Annotated in this window: 28 protein-coding genes; 8 read left to right on the forward strand and 20 right to left on the reverse strand. The window is 50.2% G+C overall.

The window, feature by feature from the left end; all coding sequences use genetic code 11:
- Window positions 1-24: 24 nt before the first annotated feature.
- Window positions 25-3918 carry a phosphoribosylformylglycinamidine synthase gene (gene purL, locus Q3O60_RS16445; protein WP_305895023.1) on the reverse strand — a complete coding sequence of 1298 codons (3894 nt, stop codon included), beginning with the start codon at window positions 3916-3918 and terminating at the stop codon, window positions 25-27.
- 137 nt (window positions 3919-4055) lie between these two features.
- Here purL and mltF point away from each other — a divergent pair, with 137 nt between their 5' ends.
- Both mltF and Q3O60_RS16455 read left to right on the forward strand, forming a co-directional pair.
- Entirely contained in the window at window positions 4056-5531 is a 1476-nt protein-coding gene (mltF, locus tag Q3O60_RS16450; RefSeq protein WP_305895024.1) for a membrane-bound lytic murein transglycosylase MltF, read from the forward strand.
- Between the two features lie 62 nt (window positions 5532-5593).
- Complete coding sequence (locus tag Q3O60_RS16455) at window positions 5594-5770, forward strand: hypothetical protein (RefSeq protein ID WP_305895025.1); 177 nt, start codon at window positions 5594-5596, stop codon at window positions 5768-5770.
- On the opposite strand, the gene tadA is transcribed toward Q3O60_RS16455, so the two are convergent.
- Window positions 5767-6255 carry a tRNA adenosine(34) deaminase TadA gene (tadA, locus tag Q3O60_RS16460; RefSeq protein ID WP_305895026.1) on the reverse strand — a complete coding sequence of 163 codons (489 nt, stop codon included), beginning with the start codon at window positions 6253-6255 and terminating at the stop codon, window positions 5767-5769. The two genes, Q3O60_RS16455 and tadA, sit on opposite strands and share 4 nt — an antisense overlap.
- A gap of 198 nt (window positions 6256-6453) precedes the next feature.
- Here tadA and Q3O60_RS16465 point away from each other — a divergent pair, with 198 nt between their 5' ends.
- Window positions 6454-6666 carry a hypothetical protein gene (locus tag Q3O60_RS16465; RefSeq protein ID WP_305895027.1) on the forward strand — a complete coding sequence of 71 codons (213 nt, stop codon included), beginning with the start codon at window positions 6454-6456 and terminating at the stop codon, window positions 6664-6666.
- Here the strand turns inward: Q3O60_RS16465 and Q3O60_RS16470 are convergent.
- Window positions 6661-7125, reverse strand: coding sequence for a YaiI/YqxD family protein (locus tag Q3O60_RS16470; RefSeq protein ID WP_305895028.1), 465 nt, complete (start codon window positions 7123-7125; stop codon window positions 6661-6663). The two genes, Q3O60_RS16465 and Q3O60_RS16470, sit on opposite strands and share 6 nt — an antisense overlap.
- 102 nt (window positions 7126-7227) lie before the next feature.
- Here Q3O60_RS16470 and Q3O60_RS16475 point away from each other — a divergent pair, with 102 nt between their 5' ends.
- From Q3O60_RS16475 to Q3O60_RS16485, 3 genes are all read left to right on the forward strand, one after another.
- Window positions 7228-8451 carry an RNA polymerase sigma factor gene (locus tag Q3O60_RS16475; protein WP_369812682.1) on the forward strand — a complete coding sequence of 408 codons (1224 nt, stop codon included), beginning with the start codon at window positions 7228-7230 and terminating at the stop codon, window positions 8449-8451.
- 97 nt (window positions 8452-8548) lie between these two features.
- Window positions 8549-8923, forward strand: coding sequence for a YciI family protein (locus Q3O60_RS16480; RefSeq protein WP_305895030.1), 375 nt, complete (start codon window positions 8549-8551; stop codon window positions 8921-8923).
- A complete protein-coding gene (locus tag Q3O60_RS16485) occupies window positions 8920-9273 on the forward strand; it encodes a DUF1428 domain-containing protein (protein WP_305895031.1) in 354 nt (117 codons plus the stop codon). The genes Q3O60_RS16480 and Q3O60_RS16485 overlap by 4 nt, the downstream gene beginning before the upstream one ends.
- A gap of 60 nt (window positions 9274-9333) precedes the next feature.
- Here the strand turns inward: Q3O60_RS16485 and Q3O60_RS16490 are convergent, their stop codons facing one another.
- From Q3O60_RS16490 to cspE, 7 genes are all read right to left on the reverse strand, one after another.
- The gene (locus Q3O60_RS16490) at window positions 9334-10095 is read right to left on the reverse strand and encodes an ABC transporter permease (RefSeq protein WP_305895032.1); all 762 of its coding nucleotides are present in this window, start codon (window positions 10093-10095) and stop codon (window positions 9334-9336) included.
- Complete coding sequence (locus Q3O60_RS16495) at window positions 10095-11021, reverse strand: ABC transporter ATP-binding protein (protein ID WP_305895033.1); 927 nt, start codon at window positions 11019-11021, stop codon at window positions 10095-10097. Before Q3O60_RS16495 ends, Q3O60_RS16490 begins: the two co-directional genes overlap by 1 nt.
- Window positions 11022-11182: 161 nt before the next feature.
- Window positions 11183-11650 (reverse strand): carboxymuconolactone decarboxylase family protein, encoded by a 468-nt coding sequence (locus tag Q3O60_RS16500; protein ID WP_305895034.1) that lies wholly within the window; start codon window positions 11648-11650, stop codon window positions 11183-11185.
- A gap of 48 nt (window positions 11651-11698) precedes the next feature.
- Window positions 11699-12493: an AraC family transcriptional regulator gene (locus Q3O60_RS16505; protein ID WP_305895035.1), complete on the reverse strand. Its 795-nt coding sequence runs from the start codon at window positions 12491-12493 to the stop codon at window positions 11699-11701.
- A 56-nt stretch (window positions 12494-12549) separates the two neighbouring features.
- Window positions 12550-12999, reverse strand: coding sequence for a GyrI-like domain-containing protein (locus Q3O60_RS16510; RefSeq protein ID WP_305895036.1), 450 nt, complete (start codon window positions 12997-12999; stop codon window positions 12550-12552).
- A 137-nt stretch (window positions 13000-13136) separates the two neighbouring features.
- Window positions 13137-13553 (reverse strand): DUF2784 domain-containing protein, encoded by a 417-nt coding sequence (locus Q3O60_RS16515; RefSeq protein ID WP_305895037.1) that lies wholly within the window; start codon window positions 13551-13553, stop codon window positions 13137-13139.
- A gap of 73 nt (window positions 13554-13626) precedes the next feature.
- A complete protein-coding gene (cspE, locus tag Q3O60_RS16520; RefSeq protein ID WP_305895038.1) occupies window positions 13627-13836 on the reverse strand; it encodes a transcription antiterminator/RNA stability regulator CspE in 210 nt (69 codons plus the stop codon).
- Window positions 13837-14225: 389 nt separating this feature from the next.
- Here cspE and Q3O60_RS16525 point away from each other — a divergent pair, with 389 nt between their 5' ends.
- Together Q3O60_RS16525 and Q3O60_RS16530 are read left to right on the forward strand one after the other, a co-directional pair.
- A complete protein-coding gene (locus Q3O60_RS16525) occupies window positions 14226-16253 on the forward strand; it encodes a S9 family peptidase (RefSeq protein WP_305895039.1) in 2028 nt (675 codons plus the stop codon).
- A 77-nt stretch (window positions 16254-16330) separates the two neighbouring features.
- Window positions 16331-16840 (forward strand): DUF3087 family protein, encoded by a 510-nt coding sequence (locus tag Q3O60_RS16530; protein WP_305895040.1) that lies wholly within the window; start codon window positions 16331-16333, stop codon window positions 16838-16840.
- 12 nt (window positions 16841-16852) lie between these two features.
- Here Q3O60_RS16530 and Q3O60_RS16535 read toward each other — a convergent pair whose 3' ends face one another.
- The 10 genes from Q3O60_RS16535 to Q3O60_RS16580 form a co-directional block, all read right to left on the reverse strand.
- On the reverse strand, window positions 16853-17074 hold the full coding sequence (locus Q3O60_RS16535; RefSeq protein ID WP_305895041.1) for a VF530 family protein: 222 nt from the start codon (window positions 17072-17074) through the stop codon (window positions 16853-16855).
- 37 nt (window positions 17075-17111) lie between these two features.
- Window positions 17112-17894 (reverse strand): PhzF family phenazine biosynthesis protein, encoded by a 783-nt coding sequence (locus tag Q3O60_RS16540; protein ID WP_305895042.1) that lies wholly within the window; start codon window positions 17892-17894, stop codon window positions 17112-17114.
- A 145-nt stretch (window positions 17895-18039) separates the two neighbouring features.
- Complete coding sequence (locus Q3O60_RS16545) at window positions 18040-19422, reverse strand: sensor domain-containing diguanylate cyclase (RefSeq protein WP_305895043.1); 1383 nt, start codon at window positions 19420-19422, stop codon at window positions 18040-18042.
- Between the two features lie 128 nt (window positions 19423-19550).
- Window positions 19551-20489 (reverse strand): YihY/virulence factor BrkB family protein, encoded by a 939-nt coding sequence (locus Q3O60_RS16550; RefSeq protein WP_305895044.1) that lies wholly within the window; start codon window positions 20487-20489, stop codon window positions 19551-19553.
- An 87-nt stretch (window positions 20490-20576) separates the two neighbouring features.
- Entirely contained in the window at window positions 20577-21413 is an 837-nt protein-coding gene (blaOXA, locus tag Q3O60_RS16555) for a class D beta-lactamase (protein ID WP_369812683.1), read from the reverse strand.
- Window positions 21414-21542: 129 nt separating this feature from the next.
- Window positions 21543-21950, reverse strand: a complete 408-nt coding sequence (locus tag Q3O60_RS16560) for a VOC family protein (protein WP_305895045.1) — start codon at window positions 21948-21950, stop codon at window positions 21543-21545.
- Window positions 21951-22049: 99 nt separating this feature from the next.
- Window positions 22050-22334 carry a type II toxin-antitoxin system RelE family toxin gene (locus tag Q3O60_RS16565; RefSeq protein WP_305895046.1) on the reverse strand — a complete coding sequence of 95 codons (285 nt, stop codon included), beginning with the start codon at window positions 22332-22334 and terminating at the stop codon, window positions 22050-22052.
- The gene (locus Q3O60_RS16570; protein ID WP_305895047.1) at window positions 22324-22575 is read right to left on the reverse strand and encodes a type II toxin-antitoxin system Phd/YefM family antitoxin; all 252 of its coding nucleotides are present in this window, start codon (window positions 22573-22575) and stop codon (window positions 22324-22326) included. The genes Q3O60_RS16565 and Q3O60_RS16570 overlap by 11 nt, the downstream gene beginning before the upstream one ends.
- A gap of 617 nt (window positions 22576-23192) precedes the next feature.
- Window positions 23193-23462 carry a DUF2933 domain-containing protein gene (locus tag Q3O60_RS16575; RefSeq protein ID WP_305895048.1) on the reverse strand — a complete coding sequence of 90 codons (270 nt, stop codon included), beginning with the start codon at window positions 23460-23462 and terminating at the stop codon, window positions 23193-23195.
- Window positions 23463-23507: 45 nt separating this feature from the next.
- On the reverse strand, window positions 23508-26018 hold the full coding sequence (locus tag Q3O60_RS16580) for a heavy metal translocating P-type ATPase (RefSeq protein WP_305895049.1): 2511 nt from the start codon (window positions 26016-26018) through the stop codon (window positions 23508-23510).
- Window positions 26019-26131 lie beyond the last annotated feature (113 nt).

Genomic DNA, 26131 nt, shown 5'->3' on the forward strand with positions numbered 1-26131 from the left:
CGTTTGACGCGGGTTTTTAAAGGGTTAGCCCAACCAGACACGGGCATTGCGGAACATCCGCATCCAAGGGCTATCTTCCTGCCAATCATCCGGATGCCAGGAGTTCGCCACGGTGCGGAACACCCGCTCCGGGTGAGGCATCATGATGGTGGCCCGGCCATCAGCACTGGTTAGCGCAGTAATACCGGCTGGCGAACCGTTCGGGTTGGCCGGATAGTTTTCCGTCACCTTGCCATAATGATCAAGATAACGCAGTGCCACTGTGCCGCTGTTATTGGCTTTTTCAAAAGCCTCAGCAGAAGCAAACTCAGCATGGCCTTCCCCATGCGATACCGCGATAGGCATCCGTGAGCCTGCCATACCGTTTAAAAACAACGATGCGGTTTCCTGCACTTCTACCAAACTAAAACGTGCTTCAAAACGTTCGGATTTATTGCGCACGAAATGTGGCCATAAGTCGGCGCCAGGGATCAGACTTTTCAGATTCGACATCATCTGACAACCGTTACAGACACCAAGTGAGAAAGTCTGTTCACGCTGAAAAAACTCGGCAAATTGATCGCGGGCCTGCGCATTAAACAACACAGATTTTGCCCACCCTTCACCGGCACCCAATACATCACCGTAAGAAAAGCCGCCACAAGCGACTAAACCGTCAAAATCGCTAAGATGACGACGACCGGCCAGAATATCACTCATATGCACATCAATGGCGCTAAAACCTGCACGGTTAAATGCCGCTGCCATTTCCTGATGCGAGTTCACGCCCTGTTCACGCAAAATAGCCACTTTAGGGGCTGCACCTTTAAGGATGTAAGGCGCGGCAATATCGGCATGAAGATCAAAGGTTAATTCAGCGGATAATCCCGGATCGGCCTGATCGGCTTTGGCTGCAAACTCTTGCTTGGCGCAATCCGGGTTGTCCCGCATGGCCTGCATTTGGTAGGTGGTTTCCGCCCAAATCACACGCAGTGCAGTGCGGCTGGATTGATACACGGTGCTATCAGCACGCTTAAAGATTAATTCATCACCCGTCTGCACAGCACCCAACACATGACTCACCTGAGTCAATTGATACTTCGACAGAACCTGCTGCACATAGTCCAGCTTATCGTTGGCGACCTGGATCACGGCGCCCAGTTCCTCGCTAAACAGAACCGACAAATCATCCTGACCCAGTGCTGCGATTTCCACCTCAAAGCCTGCTTTACCGGCAAAGGCCATTTCCGCCAACGTCACCAGTAGGCCACCGTCAGAACGGTCGTGGTACGCCAAAATTTGTTGCTCGCGCACCAGTTGCTGCATGGCCATAAAGAAGTGTTCCAGCAGCTCTGGTGAGGCCAGATCAGGCACGTCCTGACCCAATTGTTTGTAGACCTGCGCCAGACAAGAAGCCCCTAAGCGATTCTCACCCTGTCCCAAATCAATCAGTAGTAAGCTGCTCTCGCCCTGATCGGTTCGAAGCTGAGGCGTTACTGTTTTACGAATATCTTCGACCCGACCAAAGGCGGTGATCACCAGCGACAATGGGGAGGTCACTGCTTTTTCAGTGCCATCTTGTTGCCATTTGGTTTTCATCGACATCGAGTCTTTGCCCACCGGTATGGTCAGCCCCAGTGCCGGGCACAACTCTTCACCAATGGCTTTCACTGCCTGATACAAACCAGCATCTTCACCCGGGTGGCCAGCGGCGGCCATCCAGTTGGCTGATAATTTGATGCGCTTTAAGTCGCCAATATCGGTGGCTGCAATGTTGGTGATGGCTTCTGCCACCGCCATCCGCGCCGAAGCGGCAAAATCCAATAATGCCAGAGGAGTTCGCTCTCCCATCGACATCGCTTCACCATGATAGGTATCGTAGGATGCCGCCGTAACGGCGCAGTTGGCCACCGGCACCTGCCATGGGCCTACCATCTGGTCGCGGGCAACTAAGCCTGTCACAGAACGGTCACCGATGGTGATCAAAAAGGTTTTTTCGGCGATGGTGGGTAAGCGTAATAACCGCTCTGTAGCATCCGCTACGGTGACATCATCCAACTGCAGGGGCTTGCCTGCAGCAGGGCTGCTGGTCGCGTCCCGGTGCATCTTGGGCGCTTTGCCAAGCAATACATTGAGTGGCAAATCAATCGGAGTATTGCCAAAATGCGCATCGGTCAGAATCAAATGTTTTTCTTTGGTGGCTTCGCCCACCACCGCATAAGGCGCCCGCTCACGACGACAGATCTCTTCAAATACCGCCAGTTGATCGGCCGGGATCGCCATGACATAGCGCTCTTGTGATTCATTGCACCAGATCTGTAACGGCGACATACCGGGTTCATCATTCGGCACCTGACGCAATTCAAAACGGCCACCGACACCGCCATCATTCACCAGCTCAGGGAAAGCATTGGATAAACCACCCGCACCAACATCGTGTATAAAACAGATGGGGTTGTTATCGCCCAGTTGCCAACAGCGATCGATCACCTCCTGACAACGACGTTCAATTTCCGGATTTTCCCGTTGCACCGAGGCAAAGTCCAGATCTTCGGCCGATTGACCAGAGGTCACCGAAGACGCAGCACCACCGCCCAAACCAATGTTCATGGCCGGTCCGCCCAATACCACGAGCTTCGCGCCAGGTGGCAACTCGCCTTTTTGTACATGACCATCACGAATATTGCCGAGACCACCAGCCAACATAATAGGCTTATGGTAACCACGCACTTCAACACCGTTATGACTACAGACTTCTTCTTCGTAGGTACGGAAGTAGCCAAGCAAGTTGGGACGACCAAACTCATTGTTAAAAGCTGCCCCACCCAAAGGCCCTTCCAGCATAATATCCATCGCACTGACAATACGGCTTGGCTTACCGAAGTCGGTTTCCCATGGTTGCTCAAAGCCCGGAATTCGTAAATTTGATACCGAGAAACCAACCAGACCGGCTTTAGGTTTAGCACCAACCCCTGTCGCCCCTTCATCACGAATTTCGCCACCAGAACCGGTTGCGGCACCCGGATAAGGTGAAATTGCCGTCGGGTGATTGTGCGTTTCAACTTTCATCAGAATATGAATCGGCTCATGTTGATAGCCATATTCCTGTGTGCCCGGTGCCGGGAAAAAACGACCTGCTTCTGAGCCCGTCATTACAGCCGCATTGTCTTTGTAGGCCGACAACACATAATCCGGGGTCTTCTCAAAGGTATTTTTGATCATTTTAAACAGCGACTTCGGCTGCTCCTGACCATCAATGGTCCAGTCAGCATTAAAAATCTTGTGGCGGCAATGCTCCGAGTTGGCCTGAGCGAACATATACAGCTCAATATCATTGGGGTTACGGCCCAATTGCTGGAAATTCGTCACCAGATAATCAATTTCATCGTCGGCCAAAGCCAGACCCATCTCACTATTGGCATGAGCTAAGGCATCACGGCCGCCTTGCAGAATATCGACCGAGCTAAAAGGAGCCGGTTCCGCATGACTGAACATCGCTATGACTGCATCGAAGTCATCAAAGACCACTTCCATCATGCGATCGTGCAACAACGACGCCAACTGCGCTTGCTCAGCCACGGTCAGGGTGGCGCTGGTTTGCACGTAATAAGCCGTACCACGCTCCAAGCGGGTGACCATTTCTAAACCACAGTTATGTGCGATATCCGTCGCTTTAGACGACCAGGGCGAAATAGTACCAGGACGCGGTGTCACCAACAGCATCAAGCCGGCAGGCTCATGGCTAGCAAGAGCCGGGCCATAGGTTAATAGCTGTTCTAGCGTGTGTTGCTGCGCTGTCGTTAAATCTTCTGTTAACTCGGCAAAATGGATAAACTCAGCATAAATCTCAGTAACCGGTAATGCCAAACGGCGGCATTGGTCCATGAGTTGGCGGATTCGAAATTCTGACAGTGCAGGCGCACCACGCAGGATCAACATAGGCTATTTTCCGTTGGTTGAACGACGAGGGATTCAGGCGCGCTATTATAAAGAAAATTCACCTTAAGTGGTATGAATAAAGCCAAATTCAGTAATAATTGAGCGACGGCTGCGATGAAATTTGCTATAAACGCTACATGAAGCGAGCTATCTCCCTCAAATTATTGCCTTTCCTGCAGCTGTTGATCGTGGCTAGTGTTCTGCTTGCTTGCGTTCCGGTAGAGCCACCATCGCAACTGAGCCAGATTTACCAACAACAACAGCTCCGGGTCGGCCTGCTGCACAGTCCTACCAGTTACTATATTGGTATTGATGGGCCTGCTGGCTTTGAATACGAACTAAGTATGCGGCTTGCCGAGCAGCTTGACGTCGAGTTAGTGATTGACCCCAGCTTTGACTTGCAGGAATTAATGCAAAAATTGCAGCAGGGTCAAGTGGATTATATCGCTGGTGGCCTCACCCTGACCGATAACCGTTTAACCAGCTATCGTGCTGCCCCGGCTTATCAATGGATTAGTGAGCAGTTGGTATTTCGTCAAGGGCAGCCGTGGCCCCGCTCGCTGGACGATATCCAACAACCAGTCGCAGTGATTGCGGGCAGTAGCCATGCCGAAACCATGCAACAGTTGCAACAGCACTATCCTCATCTGGAATGGCAAGAATTTCATGACCGTGATGGCGACGAGTTGCTACAAATGGTGATTGAAGGTCGCATCGCCTATACCTTGACTGACTCCAACCAACTGGCCATAAATCGTCGTTTTTTCCCGAACTTAAGCATTGCTTTTACCGTACAGGAAGATCGCCCCATTGGCTGGTTACTGCCCAAAAATCACGATGATTCCTTGTTGAGTGTCTTGATCGAGTTTTTTGGCGAGCTATACCAGTCCGGTGATTTAGTCACCCTGGAAGATCGCTACTTTGGCCATATCCGCCAATTTGATTATGTCGATACCCTGAAATTTATTGAAGCTATCGAACAAACCTTGCCGAACTACCAACCGCTATTTCAGCAGTATGCTGGCAGCTTAGACTGGCGTTTACTGGCAGCTTTAAGCTATCAGGAATCACACTGGGATCCCCGGGCTCGAAGTGCTACCGGAGTTCGCGGCATGATGATGCTCACTCTGCCTACTGCCCGTCAAATGGGAGTGGATAATCGATTGGATGCCGAAGAGAGTATTGCCGGAGGCAGTCGGTATTTGCAGCATCTATTGGGTCGTATCCCTGAGCGTATTGCTATGCCCGATCGGTTATGGTTTGCTCTGGCGGCCTACAACATTGGTTTGGGTCATGTCGAAGATGCCCGCATTTTAACCCAGCGACAAGGCGCGGATCCAGACAAGTGGCACGAAGTCAAAGAGCATTTACCGAAGTTACGTCAAAAACGGTATTACCAACAGACCCGCTTTGGTTACGCCCGGGGCGATGAAGCGGCGCACTATGTCGAAAATATTCGTCGTTACTACGATACCCTGCAGTGGGTTACTGATCGCCAACAAATCGAACTGCGCCAACGGCAAAGTAGTGAGAGTCTGATAGAGAGTCCGTTAGAAAGTCCAGAGCAAACACAAGACGCAGCAGAGGAGTCTTCTGGCGCAATGAACTTGTAATACTGTATAATTGTCCATATAGTTGACTGGATAGTCAGTTTTATCAGAATTTAAGGAAGCCTATGATGAACAAACGGAAAAAACCTTCACAACAGCAAAAAAAACGCATGCTGAACGTCAACTCAAGTCGACGTCGCATCGGTCGTAATGTCGATATGCTCAAACTCCACCGCCGTCGCCGCAATTATCAGGCCCTGAACTGGGTGCCTGCAGATAACGCTGTCAGCCCTGGTCTTTAACCGCCACTTTTCAATACTTGTTTCGCAGCTTTCTTCTCCAGTCGCCTCCGTTGAAAAAATGCAGATAATTGCTCTGAGCACTCTTCAGCCAACACACCAGCCGTAACCTCCAACTGATGATTTAACTGTGGGTGACGGACCAGATCCATCACCGAACCAGCCGCACCGGTTTTGTAATCACTGGCACCAAACACCAACCGATGAATGCGGCTATGCACCAGCATCCCTGCGCACATGCTACATGGTTCCAGAGTTACGTAGAGCGTGCAATCCAACAGCCGGTAATTGCCAATTCGCACAGCTGCCTGGCGAACCGCCATCATTTCAGCATGAGCGCTGGGATCATGCTGGCTTATCATCTGATTCCAACCTTCGCCAAGTATGTGATCATCTTTGACCAGCACTGCGCCTACCGGAACCTCACCTTGTTGCTCTGAACGAGCGGCCAATGCCAGTGCATGACGCATCCAATATTCATCAGTCATTTTTCATTACAAATTTCTGCCTCTGATCGTGCCAGTTTAGCATTACTGACTGGTAAAATAGACTACTATATTGCCAATCAGACCATCAATTCATCAGCTTTATATTTATAATTCATTATAGATCAATAGCTTTTGTAATTGGCCTCGATTTTGCTTTGAGTAAGGTAATGCAATCAAAATACACAGGAGAACGACCAGATGGGACCTTTTGAAATTGCCGCCATCGCCATTATTGGCGGCTTGGTTTATTCTGCTTATGAAGTGCACAGCAAAAATAAGCATCGCACCAACAAAGCCGATGTCGATGCATTAAAAGCTGAGATCCAGCAACTAAAAGAACGGGTGGTCACCTTAGAAAGCATCGTGACCGATAAGTCGTATCAGCTAAAAGATCAAATCAACCGGCTATGATGCCGGTTGATTTCGCAGGTACTGACTGAGCAACTTATCCAGCTCGGCAGCAAAGGCTTTGCGATCACTTTGGCTAAGTACAGCAGGGCCTCCGGTTTGGATACCACTGGAGCGAAGCGTATCCATAAAATCACGCATGGTCAGCTTTTGCCGAATGGTATCCTGACGATACAACTCGCCCCTCGGGTTTAATGCGAAAGCATCTTTTGCCAAGACTTCAGCCGCCAATGGAATATCTGCCGTGATTACCAAGTCACCAGCGGAGATTCGTCGCACAATTTCATCATCCGCCACATCAAAGCCAGCCGACACCTGCATGGTTTTAATGTATGGTGACGGCGGCACCCGGAGGGGCTGATTCGCGACTAACGTCATGGTTAACTGTGTGCGTTCAGCCGCCCGATACAAGATGTCCTTGATCACGGCCGGGCAGGCATCAGCATCGACCCATATATGCATCTGCATTCCTTTTTATTTGCACAAATCAGCAGTGGCTAATTTGACAGCGCTTTCGCGCTGATGCAGCATTTTACCTCATCTCTTCTTAAAATAGGTAATCGAGTGAACACAGAGTCGCTGGACCTCCTCTATCAGCAATACTCCCGTCAGGTATTATCGACGTTGATTCGCTTGCTTGGTGAGTTTGAATTAGCAGAAGAGGCCATGCAGGATGCTTTCTATGCAGCTATGCAGCAGTGGCCAGTCGATGGCTGGCCAGAGCACCCCGTGGCCTGGTTAATTACCACAGGCCGGCGCAAAGGCATTGATCAAATCCGTCGACGGCAAACTGCCCGTCGTTATGCCGACGAACAACTTCATCTGCAGGATGAAGCTGAGCCCGAGTTGGATCCCACGGCCATTCAAGACGATCAATTGCGGCTCATTTTTACCTGCTGTCACCCAGCTTTATCGGCCGATGCCAGACTAGCCCTTACCCTAAGGGAGCTATGTGGCCTGACCACAGAACAAGTGGCGGCGGCGCTGCTGCAAAAACCAACGACACTGGCGCAGCGGATTGTTCGGGCCAAACAAAAAATTAAAGCCGCCGCTATTCCTTATGAAATCCCGCATGCCAACGAACTACCTGCCCGACTGCAATCAGTCTTGCAGGTGATCTACCTGATCTATAATGAAGGCTACTCCAGCACCAGCGGCACGCAACTGCTCAATATCCAATTGGCTGATGAGGCCATCCGCTTAGGCCGGCAACTGGCTCTTCTGCTACCAGAACCTGAAGTGCATGCTTTGCTGGCTCTGATGTTACTGCAGCATGCGCGCCAACACGCCAGACAAAATGCCAATGGCGATTTGGTCACGCTGGAGCAACAAGACCGCACGCTATGGCTACGACCCATGCTGGATGAAGGCTTGCAATGGCTGGCGCTTGCCCTGACCAAGCCCCCGGCTGGGGTCTACACCTTACAAGCGGCTATTGCTGCAGTGCATAGCAACGCCACAAGCTATGACGAGACCGACTGGCAACAAATTCAGGGGCTGTATCAGCTGCTCTATCAGCAATGGCCTTCACCCGTCGTCGCGCTGAACCGCGCGGTGGCCACCGCCATGCATCAAGGGCCAGAGGCTGGTTTGCAAGAACTGGATGCACTGAGCAGCCATAAAGCCATCCAAAATTATCATCTCTTTCACGCTGCCAAAGCCGATCTGTATCGGCGCTCCGGTCAGTTCCAGCCTGCCCGTATCGCCTACCAACGTGCTTTGGCACTGGTTCAGCAAGAACCAGAGCGCCGTTTTCTACAGCAGCGGCTGGCCACCTTACCCAACTAAAAGTCAAATATGTTTTTTTTCTATCGAATGTCGATCTCATACTCACTAAGGCGACTCATAGATAAACCGACCAGCTATTGCGAACAAGGAGACTAACATGAACTATCTGGCTTTGGTGTATTACCAGGAACAGCAGATTGACGCCATGACCGAACAAGAGTGGCATGATTTAAATCAGCAATGCATTCGCTGCGTTGAAGGACTGAGCGAGAGCGGTCACTTTCTGGCAGGGCAAGCGCTACAACCCACCCGGCAGGCGACCACGATCAGAGTCCGTGATGGCGAGACGCTGGTGACGGATGGCCCTTTTGCCGAAACCAAAGAGCAACTGGCTGGTTTTTATTTGCTGGAAGCACGGGATCTCAATGAAGCCATTCAACTGGCCAGCAAGATCCCGCCGGCACAACTTGGCAGTGTGGAGATCCGGCCCATCCGGCAACTGCCTCCCAAAGATGAAGGAGAGTCCTTATGAATTATGTCGATGGTTTTGCTGCAGCTATACCTGTAGCGAATAAAGAACAATACATTCAACATGCGCGTGATGCAGCTCAGGTGTTTAAAGAACACGGTGCTTTGAAACTGGTGGAGTGCTGGGGCGATGATGTGCCTACCGGAGAACTAACCTCTTTTCCTCAAGCAGTCCAGTGCAAGGAAGACGAAGTAGTGGCCTTTTCCTGGATCCTCTGGCCTTCCAAGGAAGTACGCAACAACGCCATGCCAAAAGTCATGGCCGACCCGCGCTTGCAGCAAGACACCAACCCGATGCCATTTGATGGCAAGCGGCTGATTTATGGTGGCTTTCAAATGGTGGTGGATGAATAAACCAATCTGATACAGGCCAGCATAACGCTGGCCTGACTGCAAATGGGCTATACAAAATGACTATACTTTCACTTTATATCCGGTTTTAAAGATCCACCAGATCATCAGCAAAAAACTAAACATAAATAGCAAGATCATCGCCAGACTGACTCCAACGTTAACATCAGAAACGCCATAAAAACTCCAACGAAAACCGCTAACCAGATACACCACCGGATTAAACAGAGTCACTTTTTGCCAGAACTCCGGCAACATGCTAATGGAGTAAAAGGTGCCTCCTAAAAATGCCAGCGGGGTTACGATCATCAAAGGCACGACCTGCAGCTTTTCAAAGCCATCGGCCAGTAAGCCAATGATAAAACCGAGCAAACTAAAGGTGATACAGGTCAATAGCAAAAACAGCAGCATCCAGAATGGATGCAAAATGCTGTAATCGACAAAAAAACGTGCCGTCAGCAGGATGATGCCACCAAGCACCATCGATTTAGTCGCCGCAGCTCCGACATAGCCCAGCACAATTTCCACCGCCGATACCGGCGCCGACAATACCTCATAAATCGATCCCGACCACTTTGGCATGTAAATGCCAAAGGATGAGTTCGAGGTACTTTCTGTCAGCACAGTCAGCATAATCAGGCCCGGTATAATAAAAGCACCGTAGCTAACCCCATCAATCGACACCATCGCCGAGCCAATGGCCGCGCCAAACACGATAAAATAAAGCGAAGTGGACAACACCGGGGATGCAATGCTTTGCAAAGGCGTACGCCAGGTTCGCGCCAGCTCCGATAAATAAATGGCTTTCACGGCATACCAGTTCATTACGCCTCCTCCAATAAGCTAACAAAAATTTGCTCCAGTGAGCGTTGTTTGGTGTGCACATCTTTCAGTTCCAGCCTTGCTCGCTCAATGGCACCCAGCATTTCGGTGACATGGTTATGATCGCTGCCACCATCGTAGGTGTACGTCAGCATCAGGCCATCTTCTGACAAATCCAGCTGAAAAGCAGCCAGACTTTCGGGCACTTCTGGCAACGGTTGCTGCAACTGCAGCATCAACTGCTTTTGCCCAAGCCGGGCCATGAGCTGCTGCTTTTCTTCCACCAGCAGTACTTCACCCCGGCTAATAATACCAATGCGATCGGCAATCTCTTCCGCTTCCTCAATGTAGTGGGTGGTCAGGATAATAGTTACTCCCTTTTGACGCAGCTGCCCGACTAAACGCCACATCTCACGGCGCAGCTCTACATCTACACCAGCTGTGGGCTCATCCAGAAACAACACCTCTGGTTCATGCGCCAGCGCCTTGGCAATCAGCAGGCGGCGCTTCATGCCACCGGATAGCTCCATCACTTTACTGTCGCGCTTTTCCCACAACGACAGCGACTGCAGTACCGACTGCAGGTAGGCATCATCACGGCCCTTGCCAAACATGCCCCGGCTGAACACCACCGAGTTCCAGACGGTTTCAAACATACTCACCACCAGTTCTTGTGGCACCAGACCAATGCGTTGCCGGCTCTGCCGGTAGTCTTTAATCACATCAAAACCTGCCACCTGCACCGAGCCTGAGCCGGGATTCACCAGACCACAGATGATGCTAATCAAGGTGGTTTTACCGGCTCCATTCGGCCCCAATAAAGCCAAAATCTCCCCTTTACGAATGCGTAAATCGACATGTTTTAAAGCCTGATGGCCTGATGGGTATTGCTTGCTTAATGCTGCTACTTCAACGATGTACTCACTCACACTGCTTCCCTCGTTATGAATTCAATAAGTTGTGTCATCACCGGTCACAATCACGGATAAGATAGAGTCGTTTCAACTGAAGCTAAATCGACCGTCAAGACCTGATTATCACCTGGCTGGTACGCAACCATCGCAGCATAAAACCTCAAGTAAAGTTGAGGTCAAGCTGTTTTATCAGATAAATCCCCGGTATGAAAACTGACTGCAATACGATTCCAACTGTTGATCTCAATGATCACCGCGGTCAGATCAGCCAACTCCTTCGCAGTAAAGACATGGCTAACCTGCTGATACAAGATGTCCGGTACACCTGCCGTTGCTACCTGTGTTAAGCATTCAGCCCAGCGTAGAGCAACTTGTTCACGCTCGGTAAAGAGGGTAGTCTCAGGCCAACCTACCAGTACATCCAGGCGAACTTGCTGCTCACCGTCTCGTCTGGCCTCTGCGGCGTGCATCTGCATGCAAAAAGCACAGCCATTAATTTGCGACACCCGCAGTTTGACCAGGTGCAGTAGCGGTGCATCCAGGGATGTTGATGCTGCTTTAGCGAGATCCAACAGGCTCTTCGCCAATTGAGGTTGTAGTTGATACAATTGTGCTGTGGTTAAACGATTTGATGATGCAGACATTGCCTATCCTCCTGTGCCAAAAGTCTCAGCAAGGATACAAAGTCTAGGTTAGCTTTCCTTGTACAATTGCGACAATTTGCGCTGACGATAATCACTTGGCGCCTGACCACTGAGTGCAGAAAACTGGCGCACAAAGTGAGCGTGATCGTAAAAACCACAGCCTAAAGCAATCTCCGTGAGTGATAATTCTGGCCGACGCCACAGCATCGTGCGAGCACGTTTGATACGCTGCAGCTTATACAACTGACCAGGCGCTATACCCACCTCACGTTGAAAAACACGCTCAAGAGTGCGCCGCGCGATCCCATGTTGTTGCAACTGCTGCCGGATGAACTGAGGATGTTCTCTGCCATACGCTAGCCACTGCTGAACCAAGCCAAACTCAAGTTGCCGTTGCCTGGCTTGTTGCATAAAGAAACGATCCAATACAGCCCAAATAGTCGAGGAGTTATGTGTCAATTCAGCGCACAACTGAGCAAGCCATGCATGCTGATCCGGGTAAAAAAATTGCTCGCCAGACCACTCAGATGTAGGTAGCCCAAATAAGCCATACAGACCACCAGCCACAAAACGAACACTAATCACGCGATCCGCCACAGCAACATAGTGATGAACTCGTTGCGACTGAGCTAATGAGACCCGCGTAATATCTGAGCCACTGAAATAAATAGATAAACTTGCCCCACCATCCGGGTACAACCGATGACGGCTGTTATCAGCTTCCCTTGGGTTGTTGACCGCATAGTACAACTCAATCCAGGGTAACAGAGCCGCAGTAGGCCGTTGACAAGAAAAACCAAGCTTATCAGTTTGGCGTGCGCTCAATCCAAGTTCTGTTGTCATGCCAAGCTCCCCCGCTCAATAATACAGCGAGTAGCAAAACTGCTCGCGTAGCGACCTCACTGCACACCAATATACACCTGCACTTTATCTGGCCCGGGATAACGCTCGAAATCAGTACGGTACATGCGCCGGTGTGGGCAATCTTCCGCAGAGAAATAAGCCCAGATCTGCTGCCATACATCAATCACTACCTCTGGCAAAGCACCTTGAGCGCTGAACATTAAGTAAGTACCCGCTTCAATATGCACTGGTTGCAAACTCACGCCTTCCCAATCTTTAAACATATCGGAACCCGCAACCACTGAAAAATCACCCGAAGCATCTGACTCGTAATCGAAATACACGCCATACACAGTGGCATCATCCGACAAAATGGCAGCAAACTCATCATGGAACTCCTGCCATAGCAGCCCTATTTTTGCAGTAGCGGGTTTCATTTCATCAGCGTTATTGGTACGAATAGATAACCCCTGAATTTCTTTTGCGACAACCTTAACTAGTTCCATCCATACAGCCTCATCTGAGAAAAGCACCACTCAATGATAACATATTGTTATTTAAATGCGACTCGATTGATTTCAATGTGATGCAGCACGCTGGCAATGTGACAAAGCCGACAGGATTTTTGTACATGCTCAGCTTATCATGATCGAAAGCGTGGTGGATAAAGCCACCAGCTCAACACTACCACGAAGAAAAAGATACTATAGCCGAGTGTAAAAACCCAAGCTGGCGCATCGTAGTAAATCAGGTTGGACACCCAAAACTCAATAAAAGAACTATCGTAGGCACTTTGTCCGGCAGCGCGGCGCAAATCCACTTCCCAATACGTCAGGGGGCAGTATCGTCCACGTAAGCTTTGCACAACCACCACCAGCACAATGGCCAACTGCAACAAACGAAACACAGGATTACGTACCCAAGACCATTGCCTTATGCCACCTATCAAGGTGAATAGCAAACCACCCATCACAAAGATAACAATAAAGCCATGCAATAACAGAATCACATCTGCCATTACATCCGGGGCTGGCACCCGATCATACCAAGGAGTTGTCATAACGAGGAGTATAGCAAATACAAAAAGGGCATGCGCTAAGGCATGCCCTTTCTTAAAATCTGTTCAGCGTAGCTTACAGAGCAACGATGTTCTCAGCCTGTGGGCCTTTAGCACCATCAGTTACTGTGAATTCAACGCGTTGGCCTTCAGCCAGAGTTTTGAATCCTGAGCTAGAGATAGCGCTGAAATGTGCGAACACATCTTTACCATCTTCGCGCTCGATGAAACCAAAACCTTTAGCTTCGTTAAACCATTTTACGGTACCAGTTACTGTATTAGACATAATAATATTCCTAAAATTTTAAATTAATAATGACCATCAGAAGTACTCCGGACGATCTAGAGTAGCGTGGAAATTGGACTGACATTTAAAACTTACAGGACATTGTATTCTAATAATAGAGCAACGAATTGAAGGATATAAATGGTTCGAATCATCTTTCTAGCTGACAATCAGTCTATAGCAATCTAAAAACTTGTCAACTTTAATTTAGAAATACTCTAAAATAAATTTTATCACGTAAAGTCAATGAATTGCTTGCAACCGTCTCAGAGCAACCTTGATTATAAAGGCCACGGAAAGTAATGTGGTAATATCACATTGAGTACCCAACTAACAACAATGACAACAAAGGGATCCCGCGATCCCACCACGAAACCAAGGAGAACCACGTGAAGAAAGTAGGCCTCATTATGCTTCTGCTTCTGCTGCCATTCTACTCTGCGCACGCCGAAGATAAAAAGCACCTGACCGCTGAAGTACTCTGGCAAATCGAGCGCATTGGCTCGCCGATTATCTCTCCCAAAGGAGAGCACATTATAGCCCCGGTCACTCGCTACGACATGGACACCGATCAAGGGCGCACGCAGCTATGGTGGTTCGCCGCCGACGGCAAAAAGCAACGCCCGCTGACTGCGGAAGGTATGCGTGTCAGTAACCCGGTATTTTCACCTGACGGCTCTACCTTAGCCTTTGTCAGCCAACGCGATAAAGATGAAGCGGGCCAAATCTACCTGCTGTCAATGAATGCTCCGGGTGAGGCTCAGCGTCTGACGTCCGTGCCTACGGGTGTTTATGGCATCAAGTGGGTTGGCGATCATCTGTATTTTATCAGCCGCGTATGGCCAGATAAAAACTGGGATGAAATGACAGAGCAACTGAGCACAGAAAAAAGCTCTAAAGTCTCAGCGCGACAGTGGAATGCATTGCCCTACTCACATTTCGACCACTGGCTGGATGAAAACCGTCAGGCACACGTCTTTCGCATTCCAGCTAAAGGTGGTGATGTAGAAGCCGTTACCCAGCCGCTGGGGTTGGAGCTGCCACGCTCCAGTCAAAGTGCAGGCAGTTACGATATTGACCCAAGCGAGCGCTGGGTCGCCTTCAATGCCAATGGCTGGGACAATCAGGTGGATGCCAAGATTGATGTTTTCCTTGCTGAAATCGGCAGCACTGAAGCCGAAAACCTGACCGCTGACAATGAAGCACCTGATAGCAGCCCCATGTTCAGCCCGGATGGCAAAACATTGGCCTTTACCCGTCAACGTATTCATGGCTTTTACGCTGACACCGCCAATTTAGTCTTGCTGGATATCGCGCGTCGTACTGAGCGGGAAATGACCAGTAATTGGGATCGTTCCGTATCGCGCCTACGCTGGACACCAGACAGTAAAGGTTTTTACGCCGCCATTGATGATGCTGGCACCTCCAGGCTTTACCATATCAATGCCAGCAACGGCAATGTACGAGCCATTACTGGTGCTACCAACTTTGGCATGCCGGACATTGCCAGCAATGGTACTTTAGTTGCCACCAATGAGAGTTTTCTTTACCCGGCCCGACTGGTCCGTGTCAACCCACGCAATGGCAACCTGACCCGGCTGGATAACTTTAACGATGAGCTCTTGGCTGATATTGATTTGGGCACCTATGAATCAGTGACCTATCAGGGCCATAACGGCCAAGACATTCAGATGTGGGTGCATTACCCACCAGGATTTGATAGCAGCAAAAAATACCCGCTGTTTTTACTGATCCATGGTGGCCCCCACAACGCCATTAGCGATGGTTTTCATTATCGCTGGAATGCACAAACCTTTGCCTCCTGGGGCTATGTGACTGCTTGGCATAACTTCCATGGTTCGAGCGGCTTTGGTCAGGATTTTGCTGACAGCATTAACCCGGACTGGAAAACGGCCCCGCTCTATGACACCCTGGCTGCTGCTGAGTGGTTTAAGCAAAAGGAATGGATCGATGCGGATCGTATGGTCGCCGGTGGTGGCAGCTATGGCGGTTACTTAAGCTCGATTTTGCTGGCAGAAGAACACCCATTTAGCGCCTTATTGATCCATGCTGCGGTGTACAATATGTACTCGCAAATGTCTGCCGACTTTGCCGTCCACTCCACTCGCTTTGGCGACTACTGGGACAACCCTGAGATTTACCAGTCTATTTCGCCACATTACTTTGCGAAAGACTTCAGCACCCCGGCGTTGATCATTCATGGCCAGCTGGATTACCGGGTACCGGTAGGTCAAGGGTTTGAGCTGTTTCGCACCCTGCAGAGTAAAGGCATTGAATCGCGGATGATTTACTTCCCGGATGAAAATCATTGGATCTTAAAACCCAATAACTCCATTTATTGGTACAATGAAGTTCAAGACTGGATGGGCCGCTTTGCTGAACCCGGCGCTCGTTAATTACGAGCACGAAGCAAAAAATGCGGCCTGAGAATGGCCGCATTTTTTATGCTACTAACAGGAAAGAGCACTCGTTCATGCAATTGAAAAAAATAGATAAATCACTGTATCGTCAACGTCTCAGAATCATCATCATTCTGAGTGTAGTTGCTTTACTCACTATCAGCTTTGCCAGCTCCACTCTGCTTATTCAGCTATTTTCAGAACCCAACAGCGGCAATTTTTTCTACAATCTGACTGGCGTGATTTTGGGTTGTTTGGTGGTAGGTTCTGTACTCAAAAAACTGAAGTACCAAAGCCCCTACTTTGCTGAGGCCGCTTATATTTGGGACTTAAAGCATGAGTTGAACCTGATCCAGCGCAAATTAAAAGCCATCGAAGCAGCTGCAGCCAAAAATGATCCGGCGGCATTAACCATTCTTAGTTTTAGCTATGCCGGTTCGCGCTTACTGTGGCAACTGGATGACAACACCCTGATGATGTCTGAGTTAAATCAGGCCGACAACAAGCTGCAACAGCAAATCGAAGCCCTTGGACTGACTATTTCAGCAGAGCAGTACCAACGCGAGCTGCTCGCTGCGTTTTAAGGGGCAGCGATTTTAAGACACAAAAGTCTTCAGATACAGCTGCTCTACTTCGGCTCTGGCCCAGGGTGTTTTGCGTAAAAACTTGAGGCTGGATTTAACCGAAGGATCACTTTTAAAGCAATTGATGCGAATACGTGTCGCCAACTGCTCCCAGCCATAGTGCGCCACCAACTGCACCACGATGTGTTCTAACGTTAATCCATGCAATGGATTGTTGGCTTGTTCTGAGCTCATCACTGACATCCTGTGTTCTAATTATTCTGCACCATGGCTAAGCAATGTTAATTTCAGCCACCATGTAATCGACCCCTTTGCCCGAAAGCAGCACCCGTTCGCCTTTAATCACACAAGCAACCGAACCTCCACGCTTAGAAAGTTGGCGAGCGGTTAATGCCTTACGACCGAGCAGCTGACTCCAATAGGGAGCTAGCTCACAATGCGCCGAACCCGTCACCGGATCTTCATTCACGCGCAGTTTCGGGAAAAAGCAGCGACTGACAAAATCCACCTCTTGGCCCGGTGCTGTCGCCACCACACCACGCAGGCCGAGCGTTTCAAGCTGAACGAAATCCGGGGTTAGTGCCCGAACGTCTTCTTCAGAGTCATACACCACCACATAATCAAAAGCAGCCAACACCGTCTTAGGCGCCCCGCCCAATCCTGCCAACAGCGCTGACGGCCCCCCGGTAGCAACAGGCATAGCCGCAGGGAAATCCATACACAAGCCATGCTCCTGTTGTGTCACCGTTAACACGCCGCTGCGCGTCAAAAACTGCAGCGCCGGCTTGCTGTATCCCAGATGCGTATAGATTACATGCGCCGTCGCCAAAGTAGCATGACCACACAAATCAACCTCTTCCGCAGGCGTAAACCAGCGTAGTTCAAAAGCCTCGCCTGCAGGAACAAAAAATGCCGTCTCAGACAAGTTGTTCTCTTCAGCAATGGCCTGCAATAAAGTATCATCAAGCCAATACTCCAATGGGCATACGGCAGCCGGATTGCCTTCAAAAACCCGCTCGGCGAACGCATCAACCTGGTACATCGTTAATTTCATGGTTTTATTCTCGTAGTGGCTTTCAACTAAATCACCATGTTACAGTGATGCGGGTCGCCTCAAAAGCTTTAAATGGCAGGGCGCTGCATACATCTTTAGCGAACGGCCAGCAACGTTTTACCAACTGGATCTGCATTTGATGCTTTTAATCTTTGGGCCCCAAATGCGTTGGCTCAGCCACAATACTATAGCTCTGGCCGCCACGTCGTTTGGCCGTATACATCGCCTCATCGGCATAGCGAACCAGCTGCAGATCATCCTGGCCATGCTCAGGGTATACCGCAATCCCCAAACTAGGGGCCGTCATCAACGTGACTTCTTTCAGGATAAAAGGATCACTTAACGTATCAATAACTTTCTCGGCAACCACTGCCGCATCTTTCAACTCACCAATGTGATCCAACAGAATTGCAAACTCATCACCGCCCAGACGGCCAACAGTATCGCATTGGCGTACACACTGCTTCAATCGATAGGCCACTTCTTGCAGCAGATGGTCCCCCGTAGTGTGACCAAAGGTATCATTGATTTGCTTGAACTTATCCAAATCGAGATAAAGCACGGCCAGACGAGTCTGATCTCTTTGCGCCTTTTTCAGTGCATTTTGCAAACGATCCAGAAACAAGGCTCGGTTCGGCAATTTAGTGAGTTGATCATATTCTGCCAGATACTCCAATCGGGAGCGCGTTCGATGGCGCTCGATCGCTGCCGCAAGTTGGCTCGAGACAAACAGCAATAGCTCCTTGTCTTTTTCCGTGTAGCCGGGAGCGCCAGCCTCACTTTGCACGACCAAACCGCCAATGGAAGCGCTGTCTGTGATCAAGGGCACACCCAGCCAATTCCGGACATACTTGACTGGCTCCGCACCAATTCTGGTAAGCATCTTCCCAATAGTCGTGGGCGTCAACAGCAATGCTTCTGCACTGCGGATAAGCTCCACCGTGAGCGCATCTGATTGCGGTGGCCTGAGTGTTGATGACGTATCTACCTGATCGACATAATAGGGAAAACTAAGCTCATCATTGATGGTGTCGTAAAACGCGACAAAAAAACTCTCAGCCGGCAAAAATTTACGGATCAGCTCATGCACCCGAAAAAACAGCGCTTGCAGATCCCCTGCCAAATGAGCAGCTTCAGAGATAGCATACAGTGTTGCCTGCATCGCTTCAGCACGCTTGCGCTCTGTAATATCTCGTGCCACCCCGACCCGTACCTGCTCGGCTTCAAGCCATTGTGCAGACCACATAATATGAACAATATGGCCGTCTTTGTGGATGTACCGATTCTCATGATCTGGCGCTGCCTCGCCTGAATTAATCCGGGCAATCAAAGCCCGGGTCGGGGCCCAATCATCCGGGTGCATCAACTCAAAGGCAGTCCGGCCAACCATTTCTTCGGGCCTGTAACCAAAGACCCGCTCACTGGCGGCACTGACAGATAGAAAGCGCCCGTCTTTATCTACGACACAGACAACGTCCAGCAGCAAATCAAGGAGTTTTTCTTTGGCTATATTCGGGGTAGAGTTCATAGCTTGCTATTTTACATCCATAAGTCGGAAAATATATCGCTGTAACAATGCATGAGTATATACCCACTGGCCCCTATTTTTCTTGTACAAACAGCTTACACCACCTATTAGACGTTTCAGGTTTCGCATCAGCGTTGCTGCTCGTTTTCAATTAATTCCAAGTGCACACATACCGCCGTACTTTTGGGGCGGACGGGCAGGCCTCTACCTTCGAGATGCGCCCGGGTAAAGGCCGCTCCAAACAGCAGAATCATTGAAGAATAGTTCACCCAAAGCAGTAACAGAGCCAGAGATCCTGCCGCACCATAGGCCGATGCAGTTGCCGTGTAGGCCAGATAGGTGGAAATAAGCGAGCGTCCCAGCGTGAACAACACAGCGGTGATAAAAGCACCGAGCAAAACGTCCCGCCACGACAGCAACACGTCGGGCAGGATCTTGAACATAGCCGCAAACAGTAGCGTGATTACCAGCAATGAAAGAATTAACTCCAAGCCTACCATCGCTCCGGCAGGGATCGGTAACCATTCGTCTGCAAACGCCATGATGCTGCGCAAGGCCACTGATAACAGTAGCGAAACCAACATTATAAAGCCAATCGCCAGAATAATAGTCAGAGACAGCAGGCGGCTCTTGATAAAGACCCACAGGTTGTTTCTGGCAGGCCGGGGCGCGACATCCCAAATCTGGTTCAAAGACTGCTGCATTTGCGCAAACACCGTAGTGGCACCGATGATGGTAGCGACAATCCCGATCAACGCCGGCCAGATACCACTCTGGTCGATCTGCGAATTGATCACTGCCGTCTGCACCATGTCAGCGACTTCCGGGCCAAGCGTGCCCTCGAGCTGCGCAAAAAGTTGCCCCTGAACAGCGGTTTCGCCTAAAACCAACCCAACCAGAGCGACAACCACGACCAGAATCGGTGCAATAGAAAACACAGTAAAGAACGCCAGCGCTGCGGCGTAAATAAAAGCCTTGCTGTCCAGCCAATTGCGACTGGCCGCCCCCAAAATGCTAAGCCAGTGCTTTACCACAGCAGGGAGCTTGTTGTAGATAGTAAAAACCATACTCAAAATACCTCAGCATTACAGCACCAGAAACAATAACTATGCTTTATGTTTAAGCTAACTTATAGCGTCAAATAACGCTATACCTTAGTCACGTAGCGACGCTGCGTTCGGCTGCATTGACTGGTTAGACGGTAGCGCATGAATGGATAAAAGAATATCCCGAACTATTGCTTCTCTTTTATACAGATCCTCCCATCTATTGGGAGTATCAATATTCAGTGCAAAAAAAACGGGTCCAGACGGCCACTCTACCCATCCAATCCACCATCCGTAACGCCCCTCCCATCCTGTCTTTGCCCGTAGTATCCAATTACTTCCAGCCTCAACGATCATAATATCCTTTAAGAGAAGCTGATGTTCTAATTCGAACGGAAGCTCATTGTGATACAGCTGTTCCAAAAACGTGACTTGCTCTGTAGCAGATATGGCGAGTTTTCCATCGACCCAGTATGCTCCACGTTCAGTAGCTGGATCCATATTTCCATAGTCGATCCTTTTTAGATAGGCCTCTGCTTTTTCCTCACCTATCTCACTCGCAAAACCTTCGTACAGCCAAAGTGCAGAGCTTCGCATAGCCGAACGCAAATTCTGGTCTTGATTATGGGGCTCGTAGCCTCTTTTAACTCCATCCCACGAAAATACCTGAAATTCGTCCTTAACTATCCCGGCATCTAAAGCAAAAAGCGTATGAGGAACTTTGAATGTGGATGCTGGAGAGTAGCGCTTACTAGCTCGCGCCATGTTATAACCCCCCACTTTTTTCGATTCCCCACGACTGTCAACTATAAAAATAGTGCCAGTCGCTTCATGCTTTTCAAAGAATGCCTTCCATTCAGGCTTCTCAGCCCTTCCCTCCTGAGTAAGAGCTTCAGGACTAATACATATGGAAAGTAAAAGGAAAAGAAAGTACTTAATATTCACTTCGCCTCCATGGGTGCCTAATCAACACCATTCTTCGTGTATATTCGAATATCAAAACGCTCCTCGAGCATCCGTCAGCTGGAGGCTGCGTAGTGCTGCGTTTGGTTATGTGTTGACTCTGCCGCCACATTAATCTGATAGGTTGAGCTGCCAGGACACACCATACCTATCCTTCAGCCACCCAAATTTCTGACTAAAGCCATAGTTATCCAAAGGCATCAGTTCCGAGCCGCCTTCGGCTAAAGCCTGAAAGGCCTCCTCTACTTCCTTCATCGACTCACACTCAACATGCAATGACATGGAGGGTGTAAAATTAAATTGGTGATCAAGGTGGCTGTCCAGCGCCATAAATTCGGTACCGTTTATCGTAAACCGGGCCATTTTGGTAGAGCCTTCTGGTTCATGCTCACCTATACCATAGCGCTGAATATCGATGATCTCTGAGCCAGGAAATAAAGAGATATAGAACTTGATTGCTTCCTCGGCTTTCCCAGCTTGCTCCCCGACAAACATGAGCGAGGTCTTAATGGATTTCATCTGTTCCTCCGTTCTGATTTGTACACATAACACCCGCGTTCAACAGCGCAGTGAAACCACGTCTGTTGCAACCGTTTGTTATGCCTGATTACCTATATGTCACTTTCGCCGTTTCAGGGAAGCGTATACCTTGCTTTTGTCGCGCTTACCAACAGCAAGTACATAGACAAGAAGCTGATTGTCCACTACTTCATATGCCAGCCGATAACCAGCCGATCGGAGTTTAATCTTATAGACCGAATCATACCCGGTAAGCTTGTCTGCAGGAACTCGCGGATTCTCCAATCGCTCTGCCAGCTTTTTTTTGAACTGGTTTTTGATTGGTGCTCCAAGCTTTTCCCATTCCTTAAGAGCAGCAGGAAGAAATTTAAGCCTATAAGTCATCCAGAGCTACCGTTATCGCCTTGTCTATGTCGCTTCGACGCTCTTCCACCAGTTTCGCGAGCTCGTAGTCTTCAATCATATCCATCAGAGCTTCATACGTATCTGCCGGAATCAGGTAAGCGGCTGGCTTATTGTGATTTAGAACAGCAATAGGTGAGCCACACGCCTGAGCAAGCAAGGCTGACGGGTTTTTCTTTAGTTCTGATATGCTTACAGAAAAATCTGCTAATACTTGACGCATAAAGACCTCTAAAAAGAGCCATATTAGGTTCTAATATTAGGTCATTTTTTAGATGATTGCTACTGCCCGAGGCATAACGAAGTTGTATGGGGCATTTCTTGTGTAGTGGAGTTTTAGGGTAAAGTGGCGTAGCCACCCCAAAACGGAGCGAAGCACAATCAGCCTTGGACGCATTGGTGGTAACAAGCCAGCTCTGCAAAAGCTGGTTCGCCAGTTCGAATCGAAGCCCCCCTCTAGCACATGGCTGTAGTCAGAGCGCTTAGATTAGCCAGCTTGAATAGTGCCAGCAACAGGTTAACCGATGAATGTCTGGTGCCCCTGCTGTCAGTAAGGATGCTGAAATCAGCAGGCGCTCATTGAGCATGAGATAAGAGAGCCCCGATATGTGTTTGTTGCAGGCTATCGCCTGGCAACCATGATGACAGATGAAGCAGTCTATCTTGCTGATGGAAAAACAGACTGGCCGCTAACGCGGCCAGAAGAGCGGTTTTACCTATTGACTCCGAGAAGGCTCATATGTGTTATGTTTCCGCACCTCAATGCATATTTAGGAGCTTGCTAAATGCTCTATTAACTCGCGTCTAGCTTTACGTCGCCCAAAAATCTTCTACCTTCCCTTATTTGTTACTTGATTGGTTTCGCCCTTCTTCGAACCCGCGATGATAGGCTTCTTCTACTTCGGATTCATTGTCAGCCCGGCGATTGTGTTCACTGTGATTTTTATGCATAAAAATATGCATCAAGGGACACAACAGGATGATCAGAAAGGGAAGATACGGCAGAACGTGCTCGCCGTGCTCAATAAAGATGAAATAGAGAGCAGCGCCAATCAGGATCAAAGTAGCCAGACCATGGAAGCTTATCCAGTATCCGGGTTTTATTGCCATGTTAAATTCTCCTTCGCCAGCTTTACGGATTGTAACTGGTAAAAATCATATTTTTCTGGCTTCGCCCAACTTCACCCGCTTGAGCAAAATCGAATTACCAATCACCGAGAGCGAACTCACCGTCATGGCAATAACCCCGATCATGGGGTGCAGCAAACCGATCGCGGCGATGGGGATCGCGGCCACATTGTAGGCACTGGCCCAGATCAGGTTTTGCACGATTTTTCCAAAGGTGGCACGCGACAGATGCATGGCTTCCACTACACCTGTGAGTTCGCCGCGCACCAGAGTGACGTCCGCCGCCTCGATGGCGACATCGGCACCGGCGCCAATGGCAATGCCCACATTGGCTTGTTTCAGTGCCGGAGCATCATTGATGCCATCGCCCACCATGGCGACATGGTTGCCGTGTTTTTTTTGTAACTCACGGATGGCATCCACCTTGCCTTCCGGAAGCACACCGGCCTGCACTTCGTCGATGCCAACTTCTTCAGCAACAGCGCGCGCCGCGCGTTCATTGTCGCCGGTTATCATCACAACATGCAGGCCCAGTTCGTGCATGCCGCGAATCGCGGCAACTGATTCTTCCTTGATGGTATCGGCGACTGCGACAATGCCGCAAGCGTTACCGTCAACTGCGACCAATACCGCCGTTCGTCCTCGACTTTCTAGGGTATCCAGATCTTTGTCCAATGCTTCCAGACCGCTTACCGATTCTTCGGCCAATAACTTGCGGTTGCCGATAAGCACCAGGGCACCGTCAACCCTGCCGGAAACACCGCGCGCGCCGGTGGAACGAAATTGTGTTACTTCTCCCGGCTTCACGTTGCGCTCCCCGGCGCCTTCCACAATAGCGCGGGCAATGGGGTGCTCGGAGGCATTCTCCACCGTTGCGGCCCACTGCAATAATTGTTGCTCGGTCACGCCTTTAGCCACAACGACTTCGGTCAGTTTGGGTTCGCCCCGCGTGATGGTGCCGGTTTTGTCCAGCACCATCACCTTGACGTCCTTGAAAGTCTGAATGGCTTCACCGGAGCGGATCAGGATGCCGCGTTCGGCCCCGATACCCGACCCCACCATCAACGCGGTCGGCGTTGCCAGACCTAGAGCACAGGGGCAGGCGATAACTAGTACCGCAATGGCGGCGATAATGGCCAGTACCGGGGTGCTTGCTGTTGGGTCAACCCAGGGGAGAAATCCTGCGCCCCACTCAAGTATCGGGCGCAGGCTATCGGCGGCGACAAGCCAAACGACAAAGCTCGCCAGGGCGATCAGGAGGACGATAGGTACAAAGCGACCGGTCATACGGTCGGCAAATTCCTGAATAGGTACCCGCGATCCTTGGGCCTGTTCCACCAGTTTGATCACTTGGGACAAAAAGGTATCGCCACCCACCTTGGTGGCCTTTACCCGCAGTCGTCCCTCTTTGTTGATGGTTGCGCCAATAACGGTATCGCCCAGTGCTTTATAGACCGGTACCGATTCACCGGTAGCGATGGATTCATCCAGATGGCTCTCGCCTTCCATGACCTCACCGTCGGTAGGCACCTTATCACCCGGGCGGATTACCATAATGTCGCCCGGTTGGAGCTCCTTGATGGGGACTTCTTGCTCCTCTCCGTCGCGCTCCACCCGCGCCGTTTTGGCACCCAGTGTCAACAGCTTGCGGATTGCCTGGGAGGCTCTGCCTTTGGCTTTGGCCTCAAGGTAGCGCCCGAGCAGGTGGAAGGTCATGATCGTAGCGGCCATCTCGATAAACGAGGTCATGGTGACGAAAAATCCAGCCAGCCCGATCAGGTAGGGCGGCGCGCTGCCCATGGAGATCAGCACATCCATGTTGAAGGTGCGGTTGGTGAGCGAGCGCCAGGTAGACTTGTGAGTGGCGGCGCCGCCATACAGAAATACCACCGGAAACGCGAGTACCGCGACAATGGCCAAATAGCCAGGAATCGGCTGCCAGAACATGTGCGGGATCATCAATAGCATGATCAGCGTGGTCGGTATACCGGCAATCCACAAACGCTTGAGAGCCTGGCGTAAGTAGGCGTCTTCGATATCGGCATTTTTACCCATTTCGTCTTCGTCAGTTTCGGAAGCGACCTGGGCAACGTCGTACCCGGCTTTTTCTACGGCTTGCTTAAGCTGGTCTGCCGTGGGGCCGCCTTCGGCTACCTCGACGTGAACCTTGTGACTGGCGATACTGGTGCTGATGTGCATGACGCCGTCGAGCCGCTGGAGCGACTCGCGGACAATACCGGCACAGTGATCCGAGCCCATGCCCGGGACAATTAGCTGGACGCTTTTGCCAGCTCCTGAATTACTGGCCGAGGCGACGTCGTAACCAGCCTTTTCAACGGCTGTGCGGATATCGCTCAGTTCCAGCTTGCTGGAGTCGTAGTGGGCTTCCACGCGGTGAGCGGCAATGTTGGTGGTGATTTCACCCATGCCGTCAAGGCGCTTAAGCGAGGTTTTCACAATACCGGCGCAATGGTCTGATCCCATACCAGGGACAGTTAATTTGGCTACAGTGGGTGGGCGTTTTGTATCAGAGTTCATTTATCGCTTCCTGTAATCTTAGAATGTGATCGCTTTCGCCGTCGATTCGCACTCGATCGTGCAAGGGCGAGACAAGTAAATGTAAACGATGGCGATGATGTAAACCGAAAACA

This window comes from Alkalimonas collagenimarina (assembly GCF_030717845.1).
GTDB lineage: Bacteria > Pseudomonadota > Gammaproteobacteria > Enterobacterales > Alteromonadaceae > Alkalimonas > Alkalimonas collagenimarina.

What these genes read in the sequence shown, in the direction of transcription:
- purL (WP_305895023.1), bottom strand. Translation starts at nt 3,918, where the DNA reads ATGTTGATCCTGCGTGGTGCGCCTGCACTGTCAGAATTTCGAATCCGC.
- mltF (WP_305895024.1), top strand. Translation starts at nt 4,056, where the DNA reads ATGAAGCGAGCTATCTCCCTCAAATTATTGCCTTTCCTGCAGCTGTTG.
- Q3O60_RS16455 (WP_305895025.1), top strand. Translation starts at nt 5,594, where the DNA reads ATGATGAACAAACGGAAAAAACCTTCACAACAGCAAAAAAAACGCATG.
- tadA (WP_305895026.1), bottom strand. Translation starts at nt 6,255, where the DNA reads ATGACTGATGAATATTGGATGCGTCATGCACTGGCATTGGCCGCTCGT.
- Q3O60_RS16465 (WP_305895027.1), top strand. Translation starts at nt 6,454, where the DNA reads ATGGGACCTTTTGAAATTGCCGCCATCGCCATTATTGGCGGCTTGGTT.
- Q3O60_RS16470 (WP_305895028.1), bottom strand. Translation starts at nt 7,125, where the DNA reads ATGCATATATGGGTCGATGCTGATGCCTGCCCGGCCGTGATCAAGGAC.
- Q3O60_RS16480 (WP_305895030.1), top strand. Translation starts at nt 8,549, where the DNA reads ATGAACTATCTGGCTTTGGTGTATTACCAGGAACAGCAGATTGACGCC.
- Q3O60_RS16485 (WP_305895031.1), top strand. Translation starts at nt 8,920, where the DNA reads ATGAATTATGTCGATGGTTTTGCTGCAGCTATACCTGTAGCGAATAAA.
- Q3O60_RS16490 (WP_305895032.1), bottom strand. Translation starts at nt 10,095, where the DNA reads ATGAACTGGTATGCCGTGAAAGCCATTTATTTATCGGAGCTGGCGCGA.
- Q3O60_RS16500 (WP_305895034.1), bottom strand. Translation starts at nt 11,650, where the DNA reads ATGTCTGCATCATCAAATCGTTTAACCACAGCACAATTGTATCAACTA.
- Q3O60_RS16505 (WP_305895035.1), bottom strand. Translation starts at nt 12,493, where the DNA reads ATGACAACAGAACTTGGATTGAGCGCACGCCAAACTGATAAGCTTGGT.
- Q3O60_RS16510 (WP_305895036.1), bottom strand. Translation starts at nt 12,999, where the DNA reads ATGGAACTAGTTAAGGTTGTCGCAAAAGAAATTCAGGGGTTATCTATT.
- Q3O60_RS16515 (WP_305895037.1), bottom strand. Translation starts at nt 13,553, where the DNA reads ATGACAACTCCTTGGTATGATCGGGTGCCAGCCCCGGATGTAATGGCA.
- cspE (WP_305895038.1), bottom strand. Translation starts at nt 13,836, where the DNA reads ATGTCTAATACAGTAACTGGTACCGTAAAATGGTTTAACGAAGCTAAA.
- Q3O60_RS16530 (WP_305895040.1), top strand. Translation starts at nt 16,331, where the DNA reads ATGCAATTGAAAAAAATAGATAAATCACTGTATCGTCAACGTCTCAGA.
- Q3O60_RS16535 (WP_305895041.1), bottom strand. Translation starts at nt 17,074, where the DNA reads ATGAGCTCAGAACAAGCCAACAATCCATTGCATGGATTAACGTTAGAA.
- Q3O60_RS16540 (WP_305895042.1), bottom strand. Translation starts at nt 17,894, where the DNA reads ATGAAATTAACGATGTACCAGGTTGATGCGTTCGCCGAGCGGGTTTTT.
- Q3O60_RS16545 (WP_305895043.1), bottom strand. Translation starts at nt 19,422, where the DNA reads ATGAACTCTACCCCGAATATAGCCAAAGAAAAACTCCTTGATTTGCTG.
- Q3O60_RS16550 (WP_305895044.1), bottom strand. Translation starts at nt 20,489, where the DNA reads ATGGTTTTTACTATCTACAACAAGCTCCCTGCTGTGGTAAAGCACTGG.
- Q3O60_RS16560 (WP_305895045.1), bottom strand. Translation starts at nt 21,950, where the DNA reads ATGAAATCCATTAAGACCTCGCTCATGTTTGTCGGGGAGCAAGCTGGG.
- Q3O60_RS16565 (WP_305895046.1), bottom strand. Translation starts at nt 22,334, where the DNA reads ATGACTTATAGGCTTAAATTTCTTCCTGCTGCTCTTAAGGAATGGGAA.
- Q3O60_RS16570 (WP_305895047.1), bottom strand. Translation starts at nt 22,575, where the DNA reads ATGCGTCAAGTATTAGCAGATTTTTCTGTAAGCATATCAGAACTAAAG.
- Q3O60_RS16575 (WP_305895048.1), bottom strand. Translation starts at nt 23,462, where the DNA reads ATGGCAATAAAACCCGGATACTGGATAAGCTTCCATGGTCTGGCTACT.
- Q3O60_RS16580 (WP_305895049.1), bottom strand. Translation starts at nt 26,018, where the DNA reads ATGAACTCTGATACAAAACGCCCACCCACTGTAGCCAAATTAACTGTC.